18 protein-coding genes and 1 tRNA gene are annotated in these 18074 nt (G+C 67.2%); 7 read left to right on the plus strand and 12 right to left on the minus strand.

The features are described from left to right. Positions 1-137 precede the first annotated feature (137 nt). The 8 genes from TRAD_RS05960 to TRAD_RS16500 all read right to left on the minus strand — a co-directional run bounded on the left by TRAD_RS05960 (position 138) and on the right by TRAD_RS16500 (position 8025). Positions 138-224, minus strand: a tRNA-Leu gene (locus TRAD_RS05960). Positions 225-300: 76 nt separating this feature from the next. Beyond that, a complete protein-coding gene (locus TRAD_RS05965; RefSeq protein ID WP_013177692.1) occupies positions 301-744 on the minus strand; it encodes an S-adenosylmethionine decarboxylase in 444 nt (147 codons plus the stop codon). 50 nt (positions 745-794) lie between these two features. Then, positions 795-2117, minus strand: a complete 1323-nt coding sequence (locus TRAD_RS05970; protein WP_013177693.1) for a sugar ABC transporter permease — start codon at positions 2115-2117, stop codon at positions 795-797. Next, positions 2114-3724 carry a carbohydrate ABC transporter permease gene (locus tag TRAD_RS05975; protein ID WP_013177694.1) on the minus strand — a complete coding sequence of 537 codons (1611 nt, stop codon included), beginning with the start codon at positions 3722-3724 and terminating at the stop codon, positions 2114-2116. Before TRAD_RS05975 ends, TRAD_RS05970 begins: the two co-directional genes overlap by 4 nt. 232 nt (positions 3725-3956) lie before the next feature. Further along, entirely contained in the window at positions 3957-5147 is a 1191-nt protein-coding gene (locus tag TRAD_RS05980) for a sugar ABC transporter substrate-binding protein (protein ID WP_013177695.1), read from the minus strand. Positions 5148-5511: 364 nt separating this feature from the next. Beyond that, positions 5512-5766, minus strand: a complete 255-nt coding sequence (locus tag TRAD_RS05985; protein ID WP_013177696.1) for a hypothetical protein — start codon at positions 5764-5766, stop codon at positions 5512-5514. After that, a complete protein-coding gene (locus tag TRAD_RS05990; protein ID WP_013177697.1) occupies positions 5767-7008 on the minus strand; it encodes a Zn-dependent hydrolase in 1242 nt (413 codons plus the stop codon). It lies immediately after the preceding gene. A 132-nt stretch (positions 7009-7140) separates the two neighbouring features. After that, positions 7141-8025, minus strand: coding sequence for a fasciclin domain-containing protein (locus tag TRAD_RS16500; protein WP_013177698.1), 885 nt, complete (start codon positions 8023-8025; stop codon positions 7141-7143). Between the two features lie 502 nt (positions 8026-8527). Between TRAD_RS16500 and TRAD_RS06000 the strand changes: the two genes are divergently transcribed. From TRAD_RS06000 to TRAD_RS06020, 5 genes are all read left to right on the plus strand, one after another. Further along, complete coding sequence (locus TRAD_RS06000; protein ID WP_041947669.1) at positions 8528-8788, plus strand: glutaredoxin family protein; 261 nt, start codon at positions 8528-8530, stop codon at positions 8786-8788. A gap of 88 nt (positions 8789-8876) precedes the next feature. Beyond that, complete coding sequence (locus TRAD_RS06005) at positions 8877-9689, plus strand: class I SAM-dependent methyltransferase (RefSeq protein ID WP_013177700.1); 813 nt, start codon at positions 8877-8879, stop codon at positions 9687-9689. Continuing rightward, on the plus strand, positions 9686-10270 hold the full coding sequence (locus TRAD_RS06010; protein ID WP_013177701.1) for a hypothetical protein: 585 nt from the start codon (positions 9686-9688) through the stop codon (positions 10268-10270). The genes TRAD_RS06005 and TRAD_RS06010 overlap by 4 nt, the downstream gene beginning before the upstream one ends. Positions 10271-10273: 3 nt before the next feature. Further along, entirely contained in the window at positions 10274-11053 is a 780-nt protein-coding gene (locus tag TRAD_RS06015; RefSeq protein WP_013177702.1) for an FAD-dependent oxidoreductase, read from the plus strand. Positions 11054-11182: 129 nt separating this feature from the next. Next, entirely contained in the window at positions 11183-13879 is a 2697-nt protein-coding gene (locus tag TRAD_RS06020) for an AfsR/SARP family transcriptional regulator (protein WP_013177703.1), read from the plus strand. A 208-nt stretch (positions 13880-14087) separates the two neighbouring features. Here TRAD_RS06020 and TRAD_RS06025 read toward each other — a convergent pair whose 3' ends face one another. The 4 genes from TRAD_RS06025 to TRAD_RS06040 all read right to left on the minus strand — a co-directional run bounded on the left by TRAD_RS06025 (position 14088) and on the right by TRAD_RS06040 (position 17127). After that, positions 14088-15125: an InlB B-repeat-containing protein gene (locus TRAD_RS06025; protein WP_013177704.1), complete on the minus strand. Its 1038-nt coding sequence runs from the start codon at positions 15123-15125 to the stop codon at positions 14088-14090. A gap of 82 nt (positions 15126-15207) precedes the next feature. Further along, positions 15208-15669, minus strand: coding sequence for a hypothetical protein (locus tag TRAD_RS06030; protein ID WP_013177705.1), 462 nt, complete (start codon positions 15667-15669; stop codon positions 15208-15210). A gap of 94 nt (positions 15670-15763) precedes the next feature. Beyond that, positions 15764-16306, minus strand: coding sequence for a hypothetical protein (locus TRAD_RS06035; protein WP_041947168.1), 543 nt, complete (start codon positions 16304-16306; stop codon positions 15764-15766). Continuing rightward, the gene (locus TRAD_RS06040) at positions 16303-17127 is read right to left on the minus strand and encodes a 1,4-dihydroxy-6-naphtoate synthase (protein ID WP_013177707.1); all 825 of its coding nucleotides are present in this window, start codon (positions 17125-17127) and stop codon (positions 16303-16305) included. Before TRAD_RS06040 ends, TRAD_RS06035 begins: the two co-directional genes overlap by 4 nt. Positions 17128-17301: 174 nt before the next feature. Here TRAD_RS06040 and infC point away from each other — a divergent pair, with 174 nt between their 5' ends. Both infC and rpmI read left to right on the plus strand, forming a co-directional pair. Continuing rightward, entirely contained in the window at positions 17302-17847 is a 546-nt protein-coding gene (gene infC / locus TRAD_RS06045; protein ID WP_013177708.1) for a translation initiation factor IF-3, read from the plus strand. 29 nt (positions 17848-17876) lie between these two features. Further along, a complete protein-coding gene (gene rpmI / locus TRAD_RS06050) occupies positions 17877-18074 on the plus strand; it encodes a 50S ribosomal protein L35 (RefSeq protein WP_041947170.1) in 198 nt (65 codons plus the stop codon).

The following is an 18074-nucleotide window of genomic DNA, read 5'->3' on the forward strand; positions in this document are numbered from 1 at the left end:
GCCCACCTGTGAGCGGGAGCGGAACGCGTCACCAGCCCGCAGTTGCGCGTTGCGCTCGAACCCGCCAACCCTAAAAAAGCACCTCGCTTAGGAGGTGCCATTTTTCTAGAAATTTTATAGAAATGCCGTCTAGAACGTGGTGCCGAGAGCGGGACTTGAACCCGCACGCCCCTAGGGGCAACAGATTTTAAGTCTGCAGCGTCTACCGATTCCGCCATCCCGGCGTGCACGTTAGTATACGCGCCCCCAAAGGGGGCGTCAACGCCGCAGGTTGCGCGCCCTGGCGGCTTCGCAAGCAGGCTAGTAGGCGAGCAGCGTATCGTCGAGGCGTAAGTCGGCGTAGGTGCGTTCGCCGAGCAAAAAGGTGCGGGCGCGCTCCTCGTCGTGGGGCAAGACCACGCTGCGGCTGTCGAGGTGGCTCTCGAGCCGCCCGAGGCCGAAACGGACCCTCAAAAGCTCCAGGACCTCGCCGAGCGCGAGCGTCTGGCGGCTAAAGATCCCTAGCGACAGGCGCTGCGCTGGCTGAAAGGTGTGCAGCGTCAGGTGCGACTCGGGGAGGGCGACGCCCACGGAGAGGCCGTCTCGAGCGCGGTGGGTGAGCGTGAGCGTGGGCGTGCTCCCTAAGCCGAGCGCCTCTAAAAGCTCGCGTGCAACCCCTAGCGCGTGCGCTTCGTCGACGAGCGGGGCCTCTTTCGCCCCGTACCCGTCGACGATGAGGTGGGCGCCGTAAGCTAGCGTGTCCATGGCTCAGGCTACCACAGCCACCCTGGCGCCAAGGGGTGAGGAGGGACCCCCTAGCCCTTGACCCCACCCGCTTGATACTGGCCGGTGAGCGCGTTTTGAAACGAGTAGAAGATGATGAGAATCGGCAAGCTGCCCAAGACGGCGCTCGCGGTGAGCGTCCCCCACTGGGTCGCGAACTGGCCCGAGGTAAAGGCGCGCAGCCCGATGCCGATCGTCCAGCGGTCGTCACCTGTTAGGAGCGTGTTGGCGAGGATGAACTCGCTATAGGTGCCGATAAACTGCAGCAAAAAGATAAAGAGCAGCATCGGCACGCTGATGGGGAGGATGATCCGCCAAAACGCCCCCCAGCGGGTGGCGCCGTCGACCATGGCGGCCTCCTCGAGGCTCGGGCTGATCGACTCTAGGTACCCTTTAAAGATCCACGAGGCGAACGCGATAGCGCCCCCCGAGTAGGCCAGGATAAGCCCGGTAAAGGTGTTCAGCAGCCCGAGGTAGCTCATGAGGTAAAAGATCGCCACGAGCGCCATGAAGCCGGGGAACATCTGCACGAAGATGAACGCGAGCAGCACCCCGTAGCGCCCCTCAAAACGCATGCGGGCAAAGGCGTAACCGGCCGTGGTCGAGATGAGCACCGCGAAGAGCCCCGTGATCCCCGACACCAGGAGCGTGTTGCGGATGTAGAGCACGACCTTGCGGTTGCTCCCCGAAGGGACGCGCTGGCCCTGTTCGTTGATGCTGTAGAACTGGTCGTTGGTGATGCTGATGACGAGCGCGACCGCGCCCAGGATAAGCGCCCAACCGGCGATTTTGGAGGCGCGCTCGAGCGCCCGCCCCTCGAAGCTAAAGCGGCGCGCGAGGTTAAGCGCGATCAGCACGAGGCCCGCGACCAGCAGAAGTCCCAAGAGCACCCACTGAATGGGGAGCAGGTGCGTTTCCGAGAGCACGGTGCGGTACTGAACGAGCGAGAAGTTGTTCGGGTCGGGCAAGATACCCGCGCGGACCAAGAGCCAGCCCTCGCGCGGCGGCGGTTGGTTAAGGTTGTTGACGCGGTTAAACGACACCGCGAGCAGGTTGATCACCGGGTAGAGCGTCAGGATGATGACCACCCAGATAAACAGGTGGGTCACGGCGGTCACGGCGTAGTTGCCGGCTTTGCCGGGTTTGGTCGCGCGGCCGTAGAGGTAGCTGGCGAGCGCGACGCCCCCGGCGATGAGCACGAAGCCGATCAAAAAGCGCAGCCAGCCGTAGGGGATGATGAGGAAGCGGTTGCGGTCGACCTGCGCGAAAGCGTGCGACAGGCACGTGAGCGCGAGCAGCGCGCCCGGAAGGGCGCCCAGACGGCGGGGGTGCAAACGGTTGAGTGAGCAGCTCATGTGTTCGACGTCTCCTTCAAAGCACCGGTGACGCGGAAGTTGATCAGGCTGATCGCGATGGTGATAAAGAAGATGAGGAGCGAGATGGCCGAGCCGAGCCCGTAGGCGTAGCCGCCCTGCGAGCGGAAAGCTTCGTTGTACGCCCACGAGATGAGGATGTCGGTGCCGCGCGCCGTCGAGATACCCCCCTCGTAGGCGGGCCCCCCGTCGGTGAGCAGGTAGATGATGTTAAAGTTGTTGAAGTTAAAGGCGAAGCTCGTCAAGGTGATCGGGACGAGCGCGGTGCGCAGCAAGGGGAGGGTCACGCCGGAAAAGCGCTGCAAGGGCCCCGCGCCGTCGATTTTGGCGGCCTCGTAGAGGTCACCCGGGATCGCGGAGAGCGCGCCCAAGGTCGCCGTCATCATAAAGGGCAGCCCGAGCCAGAGGTTGACGAGCAGCACCGCCGCGCGCGCCGCCCACACCTCGTTGAGCCAGTCGAGGACGGGGAGATCGAGAAGGGCCAGAGCGCGGTTGATGGCGCCGAAGTTCGAGTTCAAAAACCCCTGCCACACCTGAATGGTGACGATGTTGGGGAGCGCCCAGGGGATAATCAGCAGCGTCCGGTAGAGGTTGCGAAACTTCAGGTCGGGGTTGTTCAGCAAGACCGCGATAAAGACGCCAAAGGCCGTGTTGATGAGCACCGTGCTGACCGCGAAGAGGATGTTCCAGACGAACACTGGCCAGAGCGACGAGGTCGCCCGCCGCAAGATCGTCTGGAAGTTCGCCCAACCGACGAAGCCGAAGTCGTTGTAGCGCAGGATGCTGGTCGGCTCTACCCCTTCGGGGAGCGCTTCGTTGAGGGTCACGGTGTTGCCGTCGATGGCGGTGATCTGCCGTTCGAAGACCTCGCTGGCGACCTGCACCTCGATGGTCTCGAGGTTGACCTCGCCGGGGGGGGTGCGGGCCAGGACGAGGGTGTTGCCGACCACTTCGGTCACGGGAAACTGGGCGCGAAAGCCGATGTCGATGAGTTCTAGCGACACCTCAGTGACGCCGACGGCGTCCGAGAGGTCCTCGGCGACGGTGAGGACGTTCTCTTCAAGCGCGACGCCGGTGACCTCGAGGCTCGCTGCCGCCTCGACGCGGGCGCGGATGCCCAAGCAGTTGTTGCGCGCCGCCTGGCAGTTGAGCGAAGCGATGTCGGAGAGCTCGAGGCGTGCCCCCTGGGGGTCGACGGCGACGATATCGGTGCGGCTGCCCGGGTTGAGCTGACCGTTGCGGATGCCCGCGTAGTCGGTGAAAGCGAGCACGACGGTGAGGACCACGGGGAATAGGGTAAAGGTCGCCAAAAAGAGAATAGCGGGCAGAAGGTAGTACCAGGGCATGATCCACGAAAAGCGCTGCGAGATCCACCGGAGCACGGCGATAAGCGCGATCAGCCCGACGATGACGCCGACATAGGGTTCGAGGGTGGGGACGAGCTGGCTGAGCCCCAAAAATCCGAGGGTGCCGATGGCGGCGGCGGCGAAGATCGCCAGGAGCAGGAGCACGAGGGCTTTCCACAGCCGCGCTCCGGTACCGCCCGAACCCTTGGGGAGGTAGTCCGAGGAGGGTCTTGAAAGGTCCATGATTCCCTTTCGACACGTAAACTTTAGGGTCTTAAACTTTAGGGTTTAGAGGTCTAGCAGCCGCTCCGAGGGGGAGGATAAGGGTGTCGACTCGGAGCGTAGGTGCTTGAGTCGGTACTCAAGGGGGGTGAGGTGTAGGTGGTGGCCAACCGGGTTGTGCTGCTGTAGGAGCTTGTGATGGGTGAAAAGGCCAGGGTACCCCCTGGCCTTTGGTGGTCGCGTCGGTCTTGGGTCAGTTCCCCGTGATCTGCGCAACCGCGCGCTCGAGCGCCTGCGCAGCGTTCGTGTTGGGGCCCTCCAAGATGGTCGCGAGCGCGTCGCCCATGGGCGCCCAGACGTTACCCATCTGCGGAATGTTGGGCATGGGCTCGGCGATCGCCAGCGCTTCGGCGAAGCCCGCGATAACAGGGTCGTCGGCGACCTGTTCGGCGGCGCTCTGCGACGAGGGGATGCGGCCGCTGCGCTCGGCCAGAGCGACCTGCGCGGCGGGGCGGGTGAGCCACTTGGCGAAGTTTGCCGCGTCGGCTTTGTTCTGCGAGAACTCGTTCATCAAGACGCCCTGCACGCCCATAAAGCCGCTGAACTCGACGCCGTCTTCGGTCGGCGGTACCGGCATGACGGTAAAGGGGACACCGGCCGCTTCGATGTTGGCGACCGTCCAGGGGCCGTTATACATCATGGCGAGCGAGCCTTCGTTGAAGAGCCCCTCGGCGACGGCGCTGTCGGCGCCGGCGGGGATGAGGCCGCGCTCAAACTGCAGCGCGCGGATCTCCTCGGCGCCGCGAATGGCCCCCTCGTTGGCGAGACCGATGTCGTTGGGGTTGAGGTTACCGTTCTCGTCGCGCCCGAAGACGTACCCGCCGAACGAGTGCAACCAGTTGTAGGCGAAGTAGAAGTTGCGCACATCGAAGATGAAGCCGTAGTTGTCACCTTCGGTGAGCTCTTCGGCGATCTGCAGCATCTCTTCGTAGGTCGCCGGGGGTTCGGGGACGAGGTCGGTGTTGACGATCAGGGCCGGCCCCTCGACGTACATCGGCAGGCCGAAAAGGCGGTTATTCAGCGTAAACGCGAGGCGCGCCTGCTCGCCTAAGTCGGCGAGGTAGTCCTCGGTAGCGAACTGCGACATGTCGGCGAGCACCCCACCCTCGACCATCTCACCGATCTGGTCGTGCGGCACTGGCACCACGAGGTCGGCGGCTTCACCCTGCGGGGCCGAGAGCAGCATCTGCTGCTTGATCTCGTCCAAGACGACCGTCGTGATGGTCACGGGGACGCCGAAGGCGGCCTCGAAAGCAGCGGCTTCGCTCTGAAGCCACTCGAGGTCGCTGTCGCCGAAGTGCGACCAGACGGTGATGCCCTGGCCCTGAGCGAGCGCGCCGCCAAGACCTACCATGAGACCGAGAGAGAGAAGAAGCTTTTTCACCCAGAAACTCCTTTCGGGTCGTGCGCCCCCAGCGCACGTACCGTGCAACCCCGCCTAGGACCGCCCCGCCAGCGGGCAACCTAGGCTTATCACTATGGTTTGCACAGGTAGTTTACTGTGGCTTTAGAAGCGTGTCTAGTGAGTCGCGCCACTGCGCCCTTTACCCAAACCCCGTCTGCGCGGGGGGCGCTGCGAGGCGTGGCCGCTCTGCACTGAAGGGGGGCGTCAGCCATAAACCGAGCTCTCCAACCGAGCGGCGGCCGGAGTGGGGCGGGGCAGGCTCTCGGGTGCTGATTCCGCCACCCCTCACTGCCACCCCGTCCGCCGTATTAGCATCATGCCGCTCGCCGCGTACCGCCCGGGCCTAACGCGCCTCGATCAGCTCGACCGCCCACGTCTCCTGGCACCGCGCGCACCGTTTGGTCATCCTAAAGCGCCGCTGCACGAGCGCAAAACGCTCGTGGTCGTGGAAAGTGACGCCGATGGGCTCTTTTGAGAGGACCTGCACCTGCGCGCTTTTACAGCGCGGGTAGCGCGCTTTGGGCCGCATCAGCCAGGGGAGCAGCAAAGCCGCGAGGCCGCCCGCGAGGACCAGCAGCCAGGCGAGCAGGTCGGGCATCTAGCCCTGAGCCCCAAGGCGCGCCACGACCTTGTCGGCGAGCTTGGCGAGCGCTGCCACCGCCAGCTCGAGGTGCTCCTCTTGGGTGTCCTCGATCTTGTTGTGCGAGATCCCGTGAAGGCTCTGCACGAACATCATGACCGTCGGGACGCCCGCCCGCGCGACCTCGGCGGCGTCGTGCAAGGGGCCACTCGGCAGCCGGTGCGAGGTGCCGCAGACCTCGCGGATGGCCTCGTCGCAGAGGTCGATGAGCGCGCCGTCGAACAAGATGGGGTCGATGCGCCAGAGCCGGTCCCAGTTGACCGTCACCCGACCCTCCGCGGCGAAGCGCTCGCTGGCCCCCTTGGCGTCGGCGAGCATCATGGCGAGCGCGTCCGCGTCGAGGTGGCGCTGGTCCAAGGTGATGCGGCACTCCTCGACCACGCTCGTGACGATGCCCGGCTTTGTCGTGCAGCTGCCGATCGTGCAGACCCCGCCCCGCCGCGCGGCGATAGCGTAGCTTTCGGGGCTCATCTTGGCGGCGGCCAAAAAGGCGTCTTTGCGCCGCTCCATCGGGGTCGAGCCGGAGTGAGCGGCTTGGCCGTGAAAGGTGACCGCGTGGCGCTCGACGCCGAAGGTGCCTAAAACCGCGCCGAGCGGTTTGTCGAGGTCGAGCAGCACGGGGCCCTGCTCGATGTGCAGCTCGAGGTAAGCCGCCGCGTTCTGGAGTTCGGTCCCAGCCTCGTGCATCCGGTCTAGCTCCACGCCGCAGCGCCGCAGCGCGTCCGGCAGCGCCACGCCGTCCTTGTCGGTGCGGCCGCGTTCGTCATCCGGGTTGAGGGTGCCGCAGCAGGCCGACGAGCCGAGCAAGCTGCGCCCGAAGCGCGCGCCCTCCTCGTCCGCCCAATCGACCAAACGCACGGTCACGGGGGGGCGGCCGCCGTAGGTGTCGCAAAGGTGCCGCAGGACCTCGAGCCCGGCGAGCACGTTCAAGCACCCGTCCAGCCAGCCGCCATTGGGCACCGAGTCCAGGTGCCCACCGATGAGGAGCGCGCGCTCCGAGGCGCCCTCTAAGGTGGACCAGACGTTGCCCGCCGCGTCCATGTGGGTCTCTACGGGCAGGTCGTCCAGCTTCGTGCGGAGCCACGCCCGCGCCTCGAGCCACGTGTCCGTCCAAGCGACGCGCTGCGCGCCCGCTTCGTTGCCGGTCAGCGCGCGCAGCTCTTTAAGTTCCGCCACCGTTCGTTGGGGTTGGAGCGCCATAGACGATTCTAAGCGAAACGTCGTGCGGGTAACACCCCATGCCGAAAAGGGGCAGGGCGCGAGCAGCCCGAACGGGTAAAGCCAAAAGAGCGCCCCCGCAAGGGGGCGCTCGTGGCGGGGGCGGGTCGGGGCTTAGGAGCCCACTTCGCCGCAGGCGACGACCGCGCCGCCCGGCGCCTCGAAGATGCGGAGCGCGTGGTCGCCCCCCGTGATGGTCTCGAAGGGGAGACCTACGACCGTCGTACCGAAACCGGTGCTGCCGGAAACGTCGCTCAGGTCGGCGAGCGCCTCGCCGGGGGCGTCGCAGCTGCCGGCGACCAGCTGCGCGGGGTAGGTCGCGTCCGCGGCGGTGCCGATGAGCGACACCGTCAGGACGCTGCGCGCCTCGTCGCCGTAAGCCGCGACCAGCACGGAGCCCGTTACGCCGCTCCCTTCAACTTCGTCCAAAAGGTAGCGGGCGCGCGCTTCGGCGGTGCTGACGTAGAGCGCGTCGTCCGCGTCCACCTCCGCTGCGACCTCCTCCGGCGGCGTAAGCACCGTGTCGATGGCGAAGACGACGCCGTTAGAGGCCTCGAGGTTGACCGCTGTCACGGTCGCCGTACCGACGCCCTGCTGGGTAATGGGCAGCTCGCTCCCCTGGAGGGTGTCGAACGCGCGCATCTCCGGGCCGATGTCGGCGGTGGTGTAGCGCCCCGGCACCACGTGGTAGGTGAGCACGTTGCGGAGCGCTTCGCGGTCGGCCAAGAGGGCGTCGAGCTCGTCGTCCGAAAGGGCGGCGAAGGCGCTGTTGGTGGGGGCGAAGAGGGTAAAGGGGCCCTCGCCCCGCAGCTCTTGGGTCAGGCCGGCGACCTCGAGCGCGCTCAGCAGGGTGCTAAAGTCGGGGTTTTCGGCGGCGACGCCAATCACCGTCGTGTCTGCTTGCGCCCAGGCTGCGGGCAGTAGCGCCAGCAGGATGAGCGGGGGGAAGAGCCGTCTGGGGAGAGCTAGCCTCACGGGCGGGTTGCGGGTAGGGTGCATGAAGTCCTCCTCGGAGCGCCCCGGCTCGCCCGAGCGTCTGTCACCGAGCTCACCAACATGCGAGTTGCGTTCACAACGTGTCGGGCGCGCTAGGCCCCATTATGCCAGGGTTGTGTGGGGCGAATGCGCCCTTCTGTACGGTTTGCCAAAGGGCGCGCCCGTGACGTGACCGTCGAACACGTGACCACCGAGCGCGCGACGACCGAACGCCCGACCAGCCTCTGGCGAGCGGTTGAGTGGCGGCGTAGGGCGGCTCTGGTTGTGGCCTCGGGGTTGTAGGGGCTCTAGGCTGGGTCTGCATGGTCTATCGGTGTCGCGCAAGGCTCGCAGGTCGGGCGTCGCGTGGCGACGCGCGTAAAAGGAGGCGCCCGGCATGTCAAGCAGCCGACACCACCACACAAAGGGCGTGTTACCTTGGGTGCTTGTTGGAGGCATGCCGATGAGTGACACCCCCCAAAAGCTCGACGAAGAGGGCCGCGAGGCGCCTATCTCGCCCATCACGATGTACACCACCTCCTGGTGCGGCGACTGCGTGGTGACCAAGAGCTACCTGCAAAAGTTCGCCATCCCCTTTCGGGAGATCAACATCGAGGCCGACCCGGAAGCCGCCGAGTTCGTCATGAAGGTCAACGGCGGCCGCCGCAGCGTACCGACGCTCGTCTATAACGGCGACGCGGCGAGCCTCTCGGGGTTTAGCCGGGCCAAGCTCGACGCCTTTTTGGCGCGCCACCAACTGCGACCACAGCGACCACAGTCCGTGTAGCCGCCTAGCTAGCACCGGGCGCAAGCGTGCGGTGGGTGTGGTGTAAGCGCTTTTTCAGAGCCCTGCCCTGCGTGATACGCTTTTGACTATGAAGCCCGCGGCGCACTCCGACCTTCCCCCCGAGCGGGCGCAAAAAGCCGCGCAGGTGCAAGCGATGTTCGGTGCCATCGCGCGGCGTTACGACCTTCTCAACGGCCTCCTCAGCGCCGGTTTTGACCGGCGCTGGCGCGCGCAGGCGACCCGCGCAGCGTTTCGGGGGTTGCCCCAGGGGGTGCCCCTGCGCGTGCTCGACGTGGCGACGGGCACCGCCGACCTCGCGCTCGCTTTAAAGCGCGCGCGCCCACAGGCCGAGGTCGTAGGGGTCGACTTCGCTGAACCGATGCTGGCGATCGGCCGCCGCAAAGCGCGTGCGCGCGGCCTCTCGGTGCGCCTCGAGCTGGGCGACGGCCTCGCCCTACCGTACGGCGACGCGCAGTTCGACGTCGTGACGATCGCCTACGGATTGCGCAACTTTGCCGACATCGACCGCGGGCTGCGCGAATTTTTGCGCGTCCTGCGCCCCGGCGGGCGGCTCGTGGTGCTCGAGTTTCCGCCGCCGCCAAAGGGGCTTTTTGGGCGCGCTTTTCGCTTCTACTTCCTGCGCGTCCTGCCGCGCCTCGGCGGCCTCGTGTCGGGGCGAGGAAGCGCCTACCGCTACCTGCCCGCGTCGGTGCTCGCGTTCCCCGACCCGCAGGCGCTCGCCGCGCGCATCGCCGCTGCGGGGTTTGTCGGGGTGCGCTTTCGCCTACAGACGCTGGGGGTCTCAGCCCTCCACACCGCGTTCAAACCGCCGCTACCGGCGCCTAGCGGCGACGCCGTCCAAGCCCCCCACGCCGCGACCGACCCAAAGGAGACGCCTTGACCCAGCCGCCGCAATTTGAAGTGAACACCGATGTCGAGCTCCTCGGCCCCAACTGGGAGGACCTTACGGCTTTGCACGAGCACCGCTACGGGCTCGCGATCGCCTACGTCAAAGAGGCCATCAAGGGGACGTCGTACTCAAACGCCGTGATGAACCTCGTCGTCGGGCCGTCGGGGTTTTACGCGCAGTCGAAAAACTTCCCCGCCGCCTTCTATGGCGACCTAGGGGAGCTCGAGCTGCGCTGGCTGAGCCTCGAGGAGGCGCAGGCGCTCGCCTTTGAGGCTGTGGCGCTCTACCGCGCGGGTGAAGCGCAGTCCCTGACGGCGCTCTACAGCGAAGCGCCGGCGGACGTTTTCTTCGGCTACCGCGCCTCCGAAGGGGAGCGCTTCGAGCTCGGCCACATCCGGCCGGCGCTGCCTTTGCACCTACGCGTGATGGTCGACGCCCCCGAGGCGAGCGAGCTGCTAGGTGACCGCAAGGGCGCGCTGATCTACCAGCGCACCGAGTCGGGCGCGCACCTGATGTTGCGCGCCCCCGGAAGGCGCCAGCCCTTCGCCCTGCTCGACGGCTTCGAGGAGTAACCCTTGAGCGCCCCCGCCTCTACTCGTCCGCACGACCTGCTCGTCGTCGGTGCGGGCCTCGCGGGGAGCGAACTCGCGCTGACGTGCGCGCGCGCTGGCCTCGACGTGCTGCTCGTGACGACGAGTTTGGACACGGTGTGTAACCTTTTCGGCGACGGCGCGAGCCTCCGGCCGCCGCCGGGGACCGTGTTGGCGGAGCTTGTAGCGGGGCTTTTGGAGGCGCAAGAAGCCCAGCTGCAACCCGACGGCAGCGTCTACGTCGGTGCGTGGGCGCTCCACCGGCGCGCCAAGTGGGCGCTCGAGACGCACCCTAAGCTGCACCTGTTGCAGTCGAGCGTCTCGGCGCTCAAGCTCGAGGCGGGGCGGGTCGTCGGGGTCGCGACGTGGGAGGGGGTCGACCGCTTGGCGCGGTGTGTCGCCCTCTGCGCGGGGAGCTTTTTGGGCGCGCGCCTCAGGGTCGGCGAGCTGACCGAGGCCGCCGGCAGGCTCTCCGAGATGGCCTACGACGAGCTGTTTAGTGACCTCCGCGCGCGCGGCGTGGCCTTCGAGCGCACCGAGCGCGCGGCCCCGGCGAGCAGCGGGGCGCTCCCCTACACGGTGTCGTTTCACCACCTGAGCGCGGCAGCCTGGGACCCGGAGACGTTCGCCGTGCCCGCCCTGCCCGGCCTCTACGCCGCCGGGGTCTGCGCCGTGGGCGAGCTCGGCTACGAGGCGGCGGCCGAACAGGGGCGGGCGCTTGCGGAACGGCTCGTGGTGAGGTTGCACCCAGCGGGGCCGCGCTAGCCAAACGCAAGCGTCGGGCGAGGCGCCTGGGGCTTCGTTGACCTGCAGGGGGCTCGAGCAGCTAAACTAAGTTGATGTGAAAAGTCTGAGTGTGCGGTGTCGCGGCGGGTCTGGTTAGGCGTACCACCGGTGATCGACGTTCGCCCAAGACCGAGCCCTCTCTTGCTCGAGCGTGCGCGGCTGCTGGCCGGGTTGCCCGAGGCGGCAGGTTACGTCGTCGTGCTGAGCGCCCCCTACGGCTACGGCAAGAGCGTCCTGGCTGCGCAGTGGGCGGCGCGCCTCGAGGGGTCGGGGTGGCGCGTGCTGTGGGCGGCTCCCGCTGGGCGCGACCTCGTAAGCGCCCTTGGGCGCACCGTCGGCTTCCCCGATAAGACCCCGTGGACGTTCCTGCTAGAGGAGCTGTGGCGCCTGCCCACGCTCTTGGTGCTCGAGGACCTGACGGGTGAAGAGCACCTCGAGCCCCTGCTGCGCGGCCTCGGCGGCCTTCTGCTCTTGGCGAGCCGCAAACCGCTGGCGTGCGCCGGTCTGCTCGAGCTGCAGGCCAAGGGGGCGGTGCTCCGCTTCGGAGCGGCTGAACTCGCGTTCACCCGTGAGGAGGCGCGCGCCCTCATAGGGGACGCCACCTGGGCGGAGGAGGTGTGGCGGCAGAGCCAGGGGTGGCCGCTCCCGCTGCACCTCGCCGCGCTGACCGGCAAACTGCCGGAACCGCGTGCGCTCCTGGGGGGCGTCCGGGAGAGCGTACACGCGGGCGCGTGGGAGGAGCTTCTGTTCCTCTCGGCGCTCCCTTTGTTGCCGTACGCGGCGAGCGGTGAGGCGACGGCCTATCTTGCGGAGATGGGGTTCGTGCAGGCGCTCGGAGCGGGCTACCGGCTCCACCCCTTGATGGCAAAGGTGCTCTCGAAGGTGCATCCGCAAGGGGTGCGTGAGGCGGTGGCCGCGCACGCCCCCCGGTTGCCGCCCCTCGTGCGCGGCGCGGCGCTCGAGCACGCCGGGCTGCTTGCCGAGCTCGCCGCCCTCTTCGACGACCTCGACGAGGGGCTGGTGCGCGAGGACCCCGCGGCGGTGCTCCGCTGGGACGCGCGGTTGCCCCACCCCCGCACCCCGTTGCGGGCGCAACAGGTCGGCCGCGCCCTCTGTTTGGTCGGCCGCGCCGAGGAGGGGATAGCGCTCCTTACCGAGGCCGCCGAAGCGCCCGCCGCGAGCCCCGAGGCGCGCCTCGTCGCGTACGGGCAGCTCGTGTGGCAGCTCGCCGCTTCCGATCCCGAACGCGCGCGGGAGGTCGCCGCGCGCGCCGAACCGCTGCTCGCGCAGGCTGACCCCGAGTGCGCGGGTCGCTTTCTCAGCAACGCGCATAGGACGCCCTTTCGCGCCGGAGCGTGGGCGGCCGCCGAGGCGGTGTTGCGGCGCGCGCTCCGCTTCTACCCCCCGGCGAGCCCTTACCGAGCGATCACCGAGAGCAATCTGGCCGTCGTGCGCTGGCACCGACTAGGCGACCTCGAGGGCGTGCTGCGAGGGCGCGCCGCAGCCCTCAAGAGCAACCTCGTGCATCGTCCCGGCAACGTCCCCGGCGACGCGTTGCAACTCGGTGAGTTAAAGCTCCTCTGCGGCGCACGCGAGGCGGCGCTGGAGCACTTTCGCGAAGCGCGGCGCACCCTGCACGCGGACCCGCAGTGGGGGCTTCTCGCGGACGCGCAGCGCGCCGCTCTCGAGGGGGAGCTGGGGGCGTTTGCGGGGCTCGCCGAGTGGGCGCGGCCGTGGCCACAGACGCGCGAGCGGATCGTGGCGCTGTGGGCGAGGGCGCTGCGCGAGCACGGCGACCGGGCGGGCGCCCAGGCACTCCTGGCCGACGAAACGGGCTTTTGGAGCCGCCTCGAGCGCGCGCTTAACGCCTTGGGAGCCGGTGACCGCGCAGGTGCGCTCGCCGCCCTCCCCCCCGAACCGGACGAGACGGCCCAGCGCGAACCTCGGCTCTACTATCAGGCCGCCCGCTACCGCATCACGCGCAAGCCCGCAGACCTCGCCAAGCTGCTTCACCTCACGCTGGTGCGCGAGCGCGTCCTCCCCGGCTTGGTGCCCTTGGCGGAGCTTCCCAAAAGCCGCCCCGAGCTGGCCGCCACCTACCCCTTGCGCGAGGTGTTGGCTTCCGGCTGGAAGGCGGCCATAGCCCTCCGGCTGAGCGACCTGCCCCCCCTGAAGCTGCACACCTTGGGCGGCGTCGAGGTGTGGCGTTTCGACGAACCCCTCCCGCTCACCCCCAAACTCAAAACGGTCCTCGCGCTTTTCGCGCTGCGCTGGTCCCGCGAGCGCGTCGCCGAAACCCTCTGGCCGGACCTTCCGCTCGAGCGGGCCAAAAACAACCTCTACGTGAGCTGCAGCCTGCTGCGTAAACTCCTCGAGCCCTGGGGCGTGCCGACCTACCTGGGCGACGGCGGGCTCCTGCGGACCGACGCCGACCTCTGGCGGCTCGAGCAAGCCTTTGCGGCAGGGGACGCCGAAGCGGTGCTAGCGCTCTACCGCGGCCCCTTCGCCCCCGAGGTAGACCTGCCCGCCGTGGACGAGGTGCGCCGGGGGTTGCACGACAAGGTGGTAGAAACCCTCTTCCGCGCCGCACGGGGCGCTGGGCCGCTCGCCGAGGACCTCCTCAAGCGCGCGCTGGCGCTCGAGCCCCTGCACGAGCACGCCCTGCAGGAGCTTCTCAAGCGCCTGCTGCGCCGCGGCCGCCGCGTCGAGGCGCTCAGGCGCTACCACGAGTTCGCCAAGAGGTTGGCGGAGGAGACGGGGCTCGAGCCACTGCCGGAAACGCAGGAGATCGTGAAGTTGACGTGATGAGGTTACGGTCCTAAGCATCATATCGGTACCTCTATGGACCGTGAACGTGTGGCTGCGTTAGAGCCACCAACCCGACCAGATCCCTTGCGCCGCGGCGAGGTGGGTCTTAAGAGCAGGGGTGTGACGAGCGGTGCGCGCTGGCCTCTCTTGCCAGCGCGTAAGCCGCCGCGTCGTGGCGCGGTTTGCCCGCTGGCCCCGTTTTGGCTCAGGGGACACACTGTATCTCCACCTTTTCCAGCTGCGTTCTGCGGTTGTCGCTGTCACTCAGCCTCACGTCGTAGGTGGCTAAAACTGGTCTCGTGCCTCCACCCCTGCAAACGACGCTGTAGACGAGCGGGTTGGCCGCCTCTTCATACCTCTGGTCCGTCAGCCGACACTCGACTTCCGCCGGGCAGTCCGGGCGCCTAAGCTCCATCGTGACGGGAAAGGTGACGGGGTGACCCTCCCAATACACCTTGATCTCTCCGGGGGCTCCGTTAAAGGTGATCGGTGCAGGTGGCTCAACCCGCGTAATCCGAAAGTCGCTCTCTTGTGGGGGCTCAAACGTGAAGGTGTAATCGGTCGCTACCTCCTCGCGGTAGCGGTCCTCCTGATCGCGTCCCACCGTGAAGATAACGAGCCTCACCGCGTCTATCGTGACCGTCTCGTCGAACGCGCCGGGGGTAAGGCTTGGGTAGAAAGAGAGCGTCCTCGAGCCCTGCGCCTGCCTGGGCGTAAAGGACTGAAACACGATCTTGTTGTAATCCTTACCATCCAATGGGGTCGTGAGGACTCGGCCGCCGCTAAGGGGCACCGCGCTAATGGCGACGGTACCGACATCGGCTTCGGCCAGGGCGTAGCTCAGGGTCACCTCAACCCTACCGTTTCTATCCAATGTCGCTGGCGAAGGCGGGGTCATGGTGTAGCCCGTGATCCTGCTCCCCGTCTGCGCTTCGAACGCCGCCTCGACCTGCTTCCTACCGTCCATCGTCACCGTGCAGGTGCCCGCGCCGCTACAGGCCCCGCTCCAACCCGAGAAGCTCGAGCCGGCCGCCGCCGCCGTCAAGGTGACTCGGGTGCCTGCCGGGTACGCCTCGGTGCAGTCGTCGCCGCATGAAATACCCTCCCCCGTGACGGCGCCGTTACCCACGACGGTGACGGTAAGCGTGTGTCTCGTCTCCGGTTCGGAGCTAGAGCCGCCGCACGCCGCGAGCAGCCAGACGAGGAGGGAGCCCAGGTAGAAAGGTCGCGTAACTGCCGACATCGTAACCTCCGTTTGTGCGCCTCGCCGCTTGCCGGTTGGCGCCACGAGAAGGGGTGGGGGCGGCCAGCGTCAGCGGAACGCGCTAGGGGATGCCGAACTGCCGCTTGATCTGCTCGAGGTAATCGTCTACCTCCCCGAGTACGCTGTAGGTTTGTGAGATGTAGCTCATGCGTTCCCACACGAAAGGGGCTTCGCTCACCTCTGCGCCGAGCAGCTGCATGACGAGGAGCAGGTTCTGCTCGGTGAGCGGTATGGGCGCGCCCGTCGCCCCGAAGTGCTGCGCCTGGAGCGCGCTGACCCCGCGTGACAGCTGTTGCTGCCGGGGCGTCAGCGAGTTCCACCAGCCATGCTGCGCTTCACCGGAAAGCTCCGCCATGCAGCTGTAGTACGGCCCGTAGTCGAAACCGCCGAGGCCACCCGGAGAGCTGCTGGGGAGTCGGCTGCAAGCGGAGCCCTGCGCTAACGCGCCAGCGGGTGCGAGCAGCGCCAGGAGCGCCAGGAGAAGCCCCCTGTGGGCGCGGACGTAGAGGGCAGACTCGTTCATCGCGACCTCCGCCAAAAGGCTAGCAAGGAGGCGCTTAAAAAAGTCTTAAAGCCGGCTGCTGCGTGCCAGTCGACCTTTTTGCTGCTAAAAGTGGCTAGAAGACGTAGCTAAAAGCGACGAGCAAGGCGGTGAGGATGAGGAGCGGAAACCCGTAGACGAAGAGCGCGTAGAGCACCACGACGCGCCACGCCGGACGCCCTAAAAAGACCGACAGCCCGACCCGCAGCACGCCCAGGTGCCAGAGGAGGGTGCCCGCTAGGAGCACCGCGAGCGCGGGGAGCGGAAAGACGAGGAGCGGGACGAGCAGCGAGAGGGCGGCGAAGAGCCCTACCGACCAGCTCCAACCCGAGACCTCCCACGCGCGCACGTCGAGCTCGCCGGGGCGCTGCACGAAGAGGCTCGAGAACCCCCAGGCGTAGCCGAAGCCCACCCCGCCGAAGAGCAGGGCGAAGAGCAGCACGGGCGCATAGGCGTCCGAGGCGGTCGCGCGCAGAAAACCGAGGCCGAGCGCGAGCGCGAGCGCGGCGAAGCCCAGGGCGGCGGCGAGGGCGGCGCGCGGGATGCGGGGGGGCTGGGGCTCGAGCGCTCCAAAAAAGGCCCGCGGCGCCGAGGCGGCGCGCCACATCTCCTGAATCACGCGCGCGCTTCCCGAAAGAGCGGCTCGCGCCCCGCGGGTACGAGGCCGCGCGCCTGAGCGCGCGCCTGCAATTCCCGCACCGCCCGCTCCCCCGTCTCGCCGAGGTCGTGTGAGAGCGCGTTGACGTAGAGGTCGATGTGCTGTTGGCGCACCCTGTCGCTCAGCTCCTGGGCGTGCGCGGCGACGTACGGCTTCGTCTCCTCCGGGTGCGCGTAGGCGTAGCGCAGGCTCTCCTGGATCGCTTCGTCAAGTCTCGCTAGGCGCTCCTCGCCGAGGTCGCGCCGCGCCATGATGCCGCCCAAGGGCAGCGGTAACCCCGTCTGGGCCTCCCACCACGCCCCGAGGTCGAGGTGCGCGTGCAGGCCGTAGTCGGGGTAGGTAAAGCGCGACTCGTGGATGATAAGCCCCGCGTCGACCTCACCGGCGGCCACCGCCGGCATGATGCGGTCGTAGCGCAAGGCGACCTTGTCGACCTCGGGTTCGAAGAGGCTGAGCAGCAAGTTCGCCGTCGTGAGCCCGCCGGGGATCGCCACGCGGAGCCCTTTGAGGCTTCCCTGCGGCCGCTTGGTGACGACCAGCGGGCCGACCCCGTAGCCGAGCGCGCCGCCCGCGCGCAGCATGATGTAGCTCTCGGTCAGGTGAAAAAAGGCGTGGTAGCTGATCTTGGTGACCGCCAAAGCCCCCGTGCGGGCGCGCTGGTTGAGCGCCTCGACGTCCTCGAGGGTCACCTGCACGGCGAGCTCCGGCGCGACGCGCTCGTGCGCCAGCGCGTAGAAGATAAAGCAGTCGTTGGGGCAGGGGGAGAAGCCGAGGGTGAGCATCCCCTTAGTCTACGTTGTCGGTCTACCTCGCCCCTCGTCCACGCTGCCAAAAAGGGGGGGAGCCTTCGGGTTGGGCGGCGTACGCCCCGTGTCTCGGCACGCGTTGAAGCGCGCGCACATATTTGCTAAACTTTAGCGCTGTGCGCTCCTCGTGAGCCACAACACTTCTTGGAGGTGAAGTTCATAGCCAGAGAGTTGAAGGTCAACGAGCAGATTCGGGTGCGGCAGGTGCGGCTTATCGGCGCCGACGGGCAGCAGCAGGGCATCATGGAGACCCGCGACGCGCTGCGGCTCGCGCGCGAAGCCGAACTCGACCTCGCGCTCGTCGGTGAGGGCGCCCAGCCCCCAGTCGCCAAGCTGATGGACTACGGCAAGTACCGCTACGAGCTGCAGCAGCAGGAGAAAGAGGCGCGCCGCAAGTCCCGTCAGCAGGAGATGAAGGCCATCAAGTTCCGCGTCAAGATCGACGACCACGACTATGAGACCAAGGTCAACCACGTCAGGCGGTTTCTAAAAGGTGGGCACAAGGTCAAGCTGACTATCATGTTTCGTGGACGCGAGCGCACCCATCCCGAACTCGGCCAAGAGATCCTCAACCGCGTCGCCAGCGACGTCTCGGATATCGCGGTCGTGGAATCTGCTCCCAGCCTCGCCGGTATGGATATGAACATGGTGTTGGGGCCGATCAAGTCCCCAGCCAAGGAGTCACCTCAACGTTAACGCCGCAGAGCGGCCGAGAAAGGTTTGAGATGCCGAAGTTAAAGACCCATAAGGGCACCAAAGCCCGTGTCAAAGTCACTGGGCGAGGTAAGGTCAAGGCCATGAGGAGCGGCAAACGCCACCTCAACTACAAAAAGAGCGGCAAGCGCATCCGCCAGGGCCGCACCGACCTCGTGATCGCCGCACCGGACGCGAAGCGCATCAAAGCGCTCCTGCCTTACGAGTAA

Origin of the sequence: Truepera radiovictrix DSM 17093, assembly GCF_000092425.1 — a bacterium.
Taxonomy (GTDB): domain Bacteria; phylum Deinococcota; class Deinococci; order Deinococcales; family Trueperaceae; genus Truepera; species Truepera radiovictrix.

What these genes read in the sequence shown, in the direction of transcription:
- TRAD_RS05965 (WP_013177692.1), bottom strand. Translation starts at nt 744, where the DNA reads ATGGACACGCTAGCTTACGGCGCCCACCTCATCGTCGACGGGTACGGG.
- TRAD_RS05970 (WP_013177693.1), bottom strand. Translation starts at nt 2,117, where the DNA reads ATGAGCTGCTCACTCAACCGTTTGCACCCCCGCCGTCTGGGCGCCCTT.
- TRAD_RS05975 (WP_013177694.1), bottom strand. Translation starts at nt 3,724, where the DNA reads ATGGACCTTTCAAGACCCTCCTCGGACTACCTCCCCAAGGGTTCGGGC.
- TRAD_RS05985 (WP_013177696.1), bottom strand. Translation starts at nt 5,766, where the DNA reads ATGCCCGACCTGCTCGCCTGGCTGCTGGTCCTCGCGGGCGGCCTCGCG.
- TRAD_RS05990 (WP_013177697.1), bottom strand. Translation starts at nt 7,008, where the DNA reads ATGGCGCTCCAACCCCAACGAACGGTGGCGGAACTTAAAGAGCTGCGC.
- TRAD_RS16500 (WP_013177698.1), bottom strand. Translation starts at nt 8,025, where the DNA reads ATGCACCCTACCCGCAACCCGCCCGTGAGGCTAGCTCTCCCCAGACGG.
- TRAD_RS06000 (WP_041947669.1), top strand. Translation starts at nt 8,528, where the DNA reads ATGTACACCACCTCCTGGTGCGGCGACTGCGTGGTGACCAAGAGCTAC.
- TRAD_RS06005 (WP_013177700.1), top strand. Translation starts at nt 8,877, where the DNA reads ATGAAGCCCGCGGCGCACTCCGACCTTCCCCCCGAGCGGGCGCAAAAA.
- TRAD_RS06025 (WP_013177704.1), bottom strand. Translation starts at nt 15,125, where the DNA reads ATGTCGGCAGTTACGCGACCTTTCTACCTGGGCTCCCTCCTCGTCTGG.
- TRAD_RS06030 (WP_013177705.1), bottom strand. Translation starts at nt 15,669, where the DNA reads ATGAACGAGTCTGCCCTCTACGTCCGCGCCCACAGGGGGCTTCTCCTG.
- TRAD_RS06040 (WP_013177707.1), bottom strand. Translation starts at nt 17,127, where the DNA reads ATGCTCACCCTCGGCTTCTCCCCCTGCCCCAACGACTGCTTTATCTTC.
- rpmI (WP_041947170.1), top strand. Translation starts at nt 17,877, where the DNA reads ATGCCGAAGTTAAAGACCCATAAGGGCACCAAAGCCCGTGTCAAAGTC.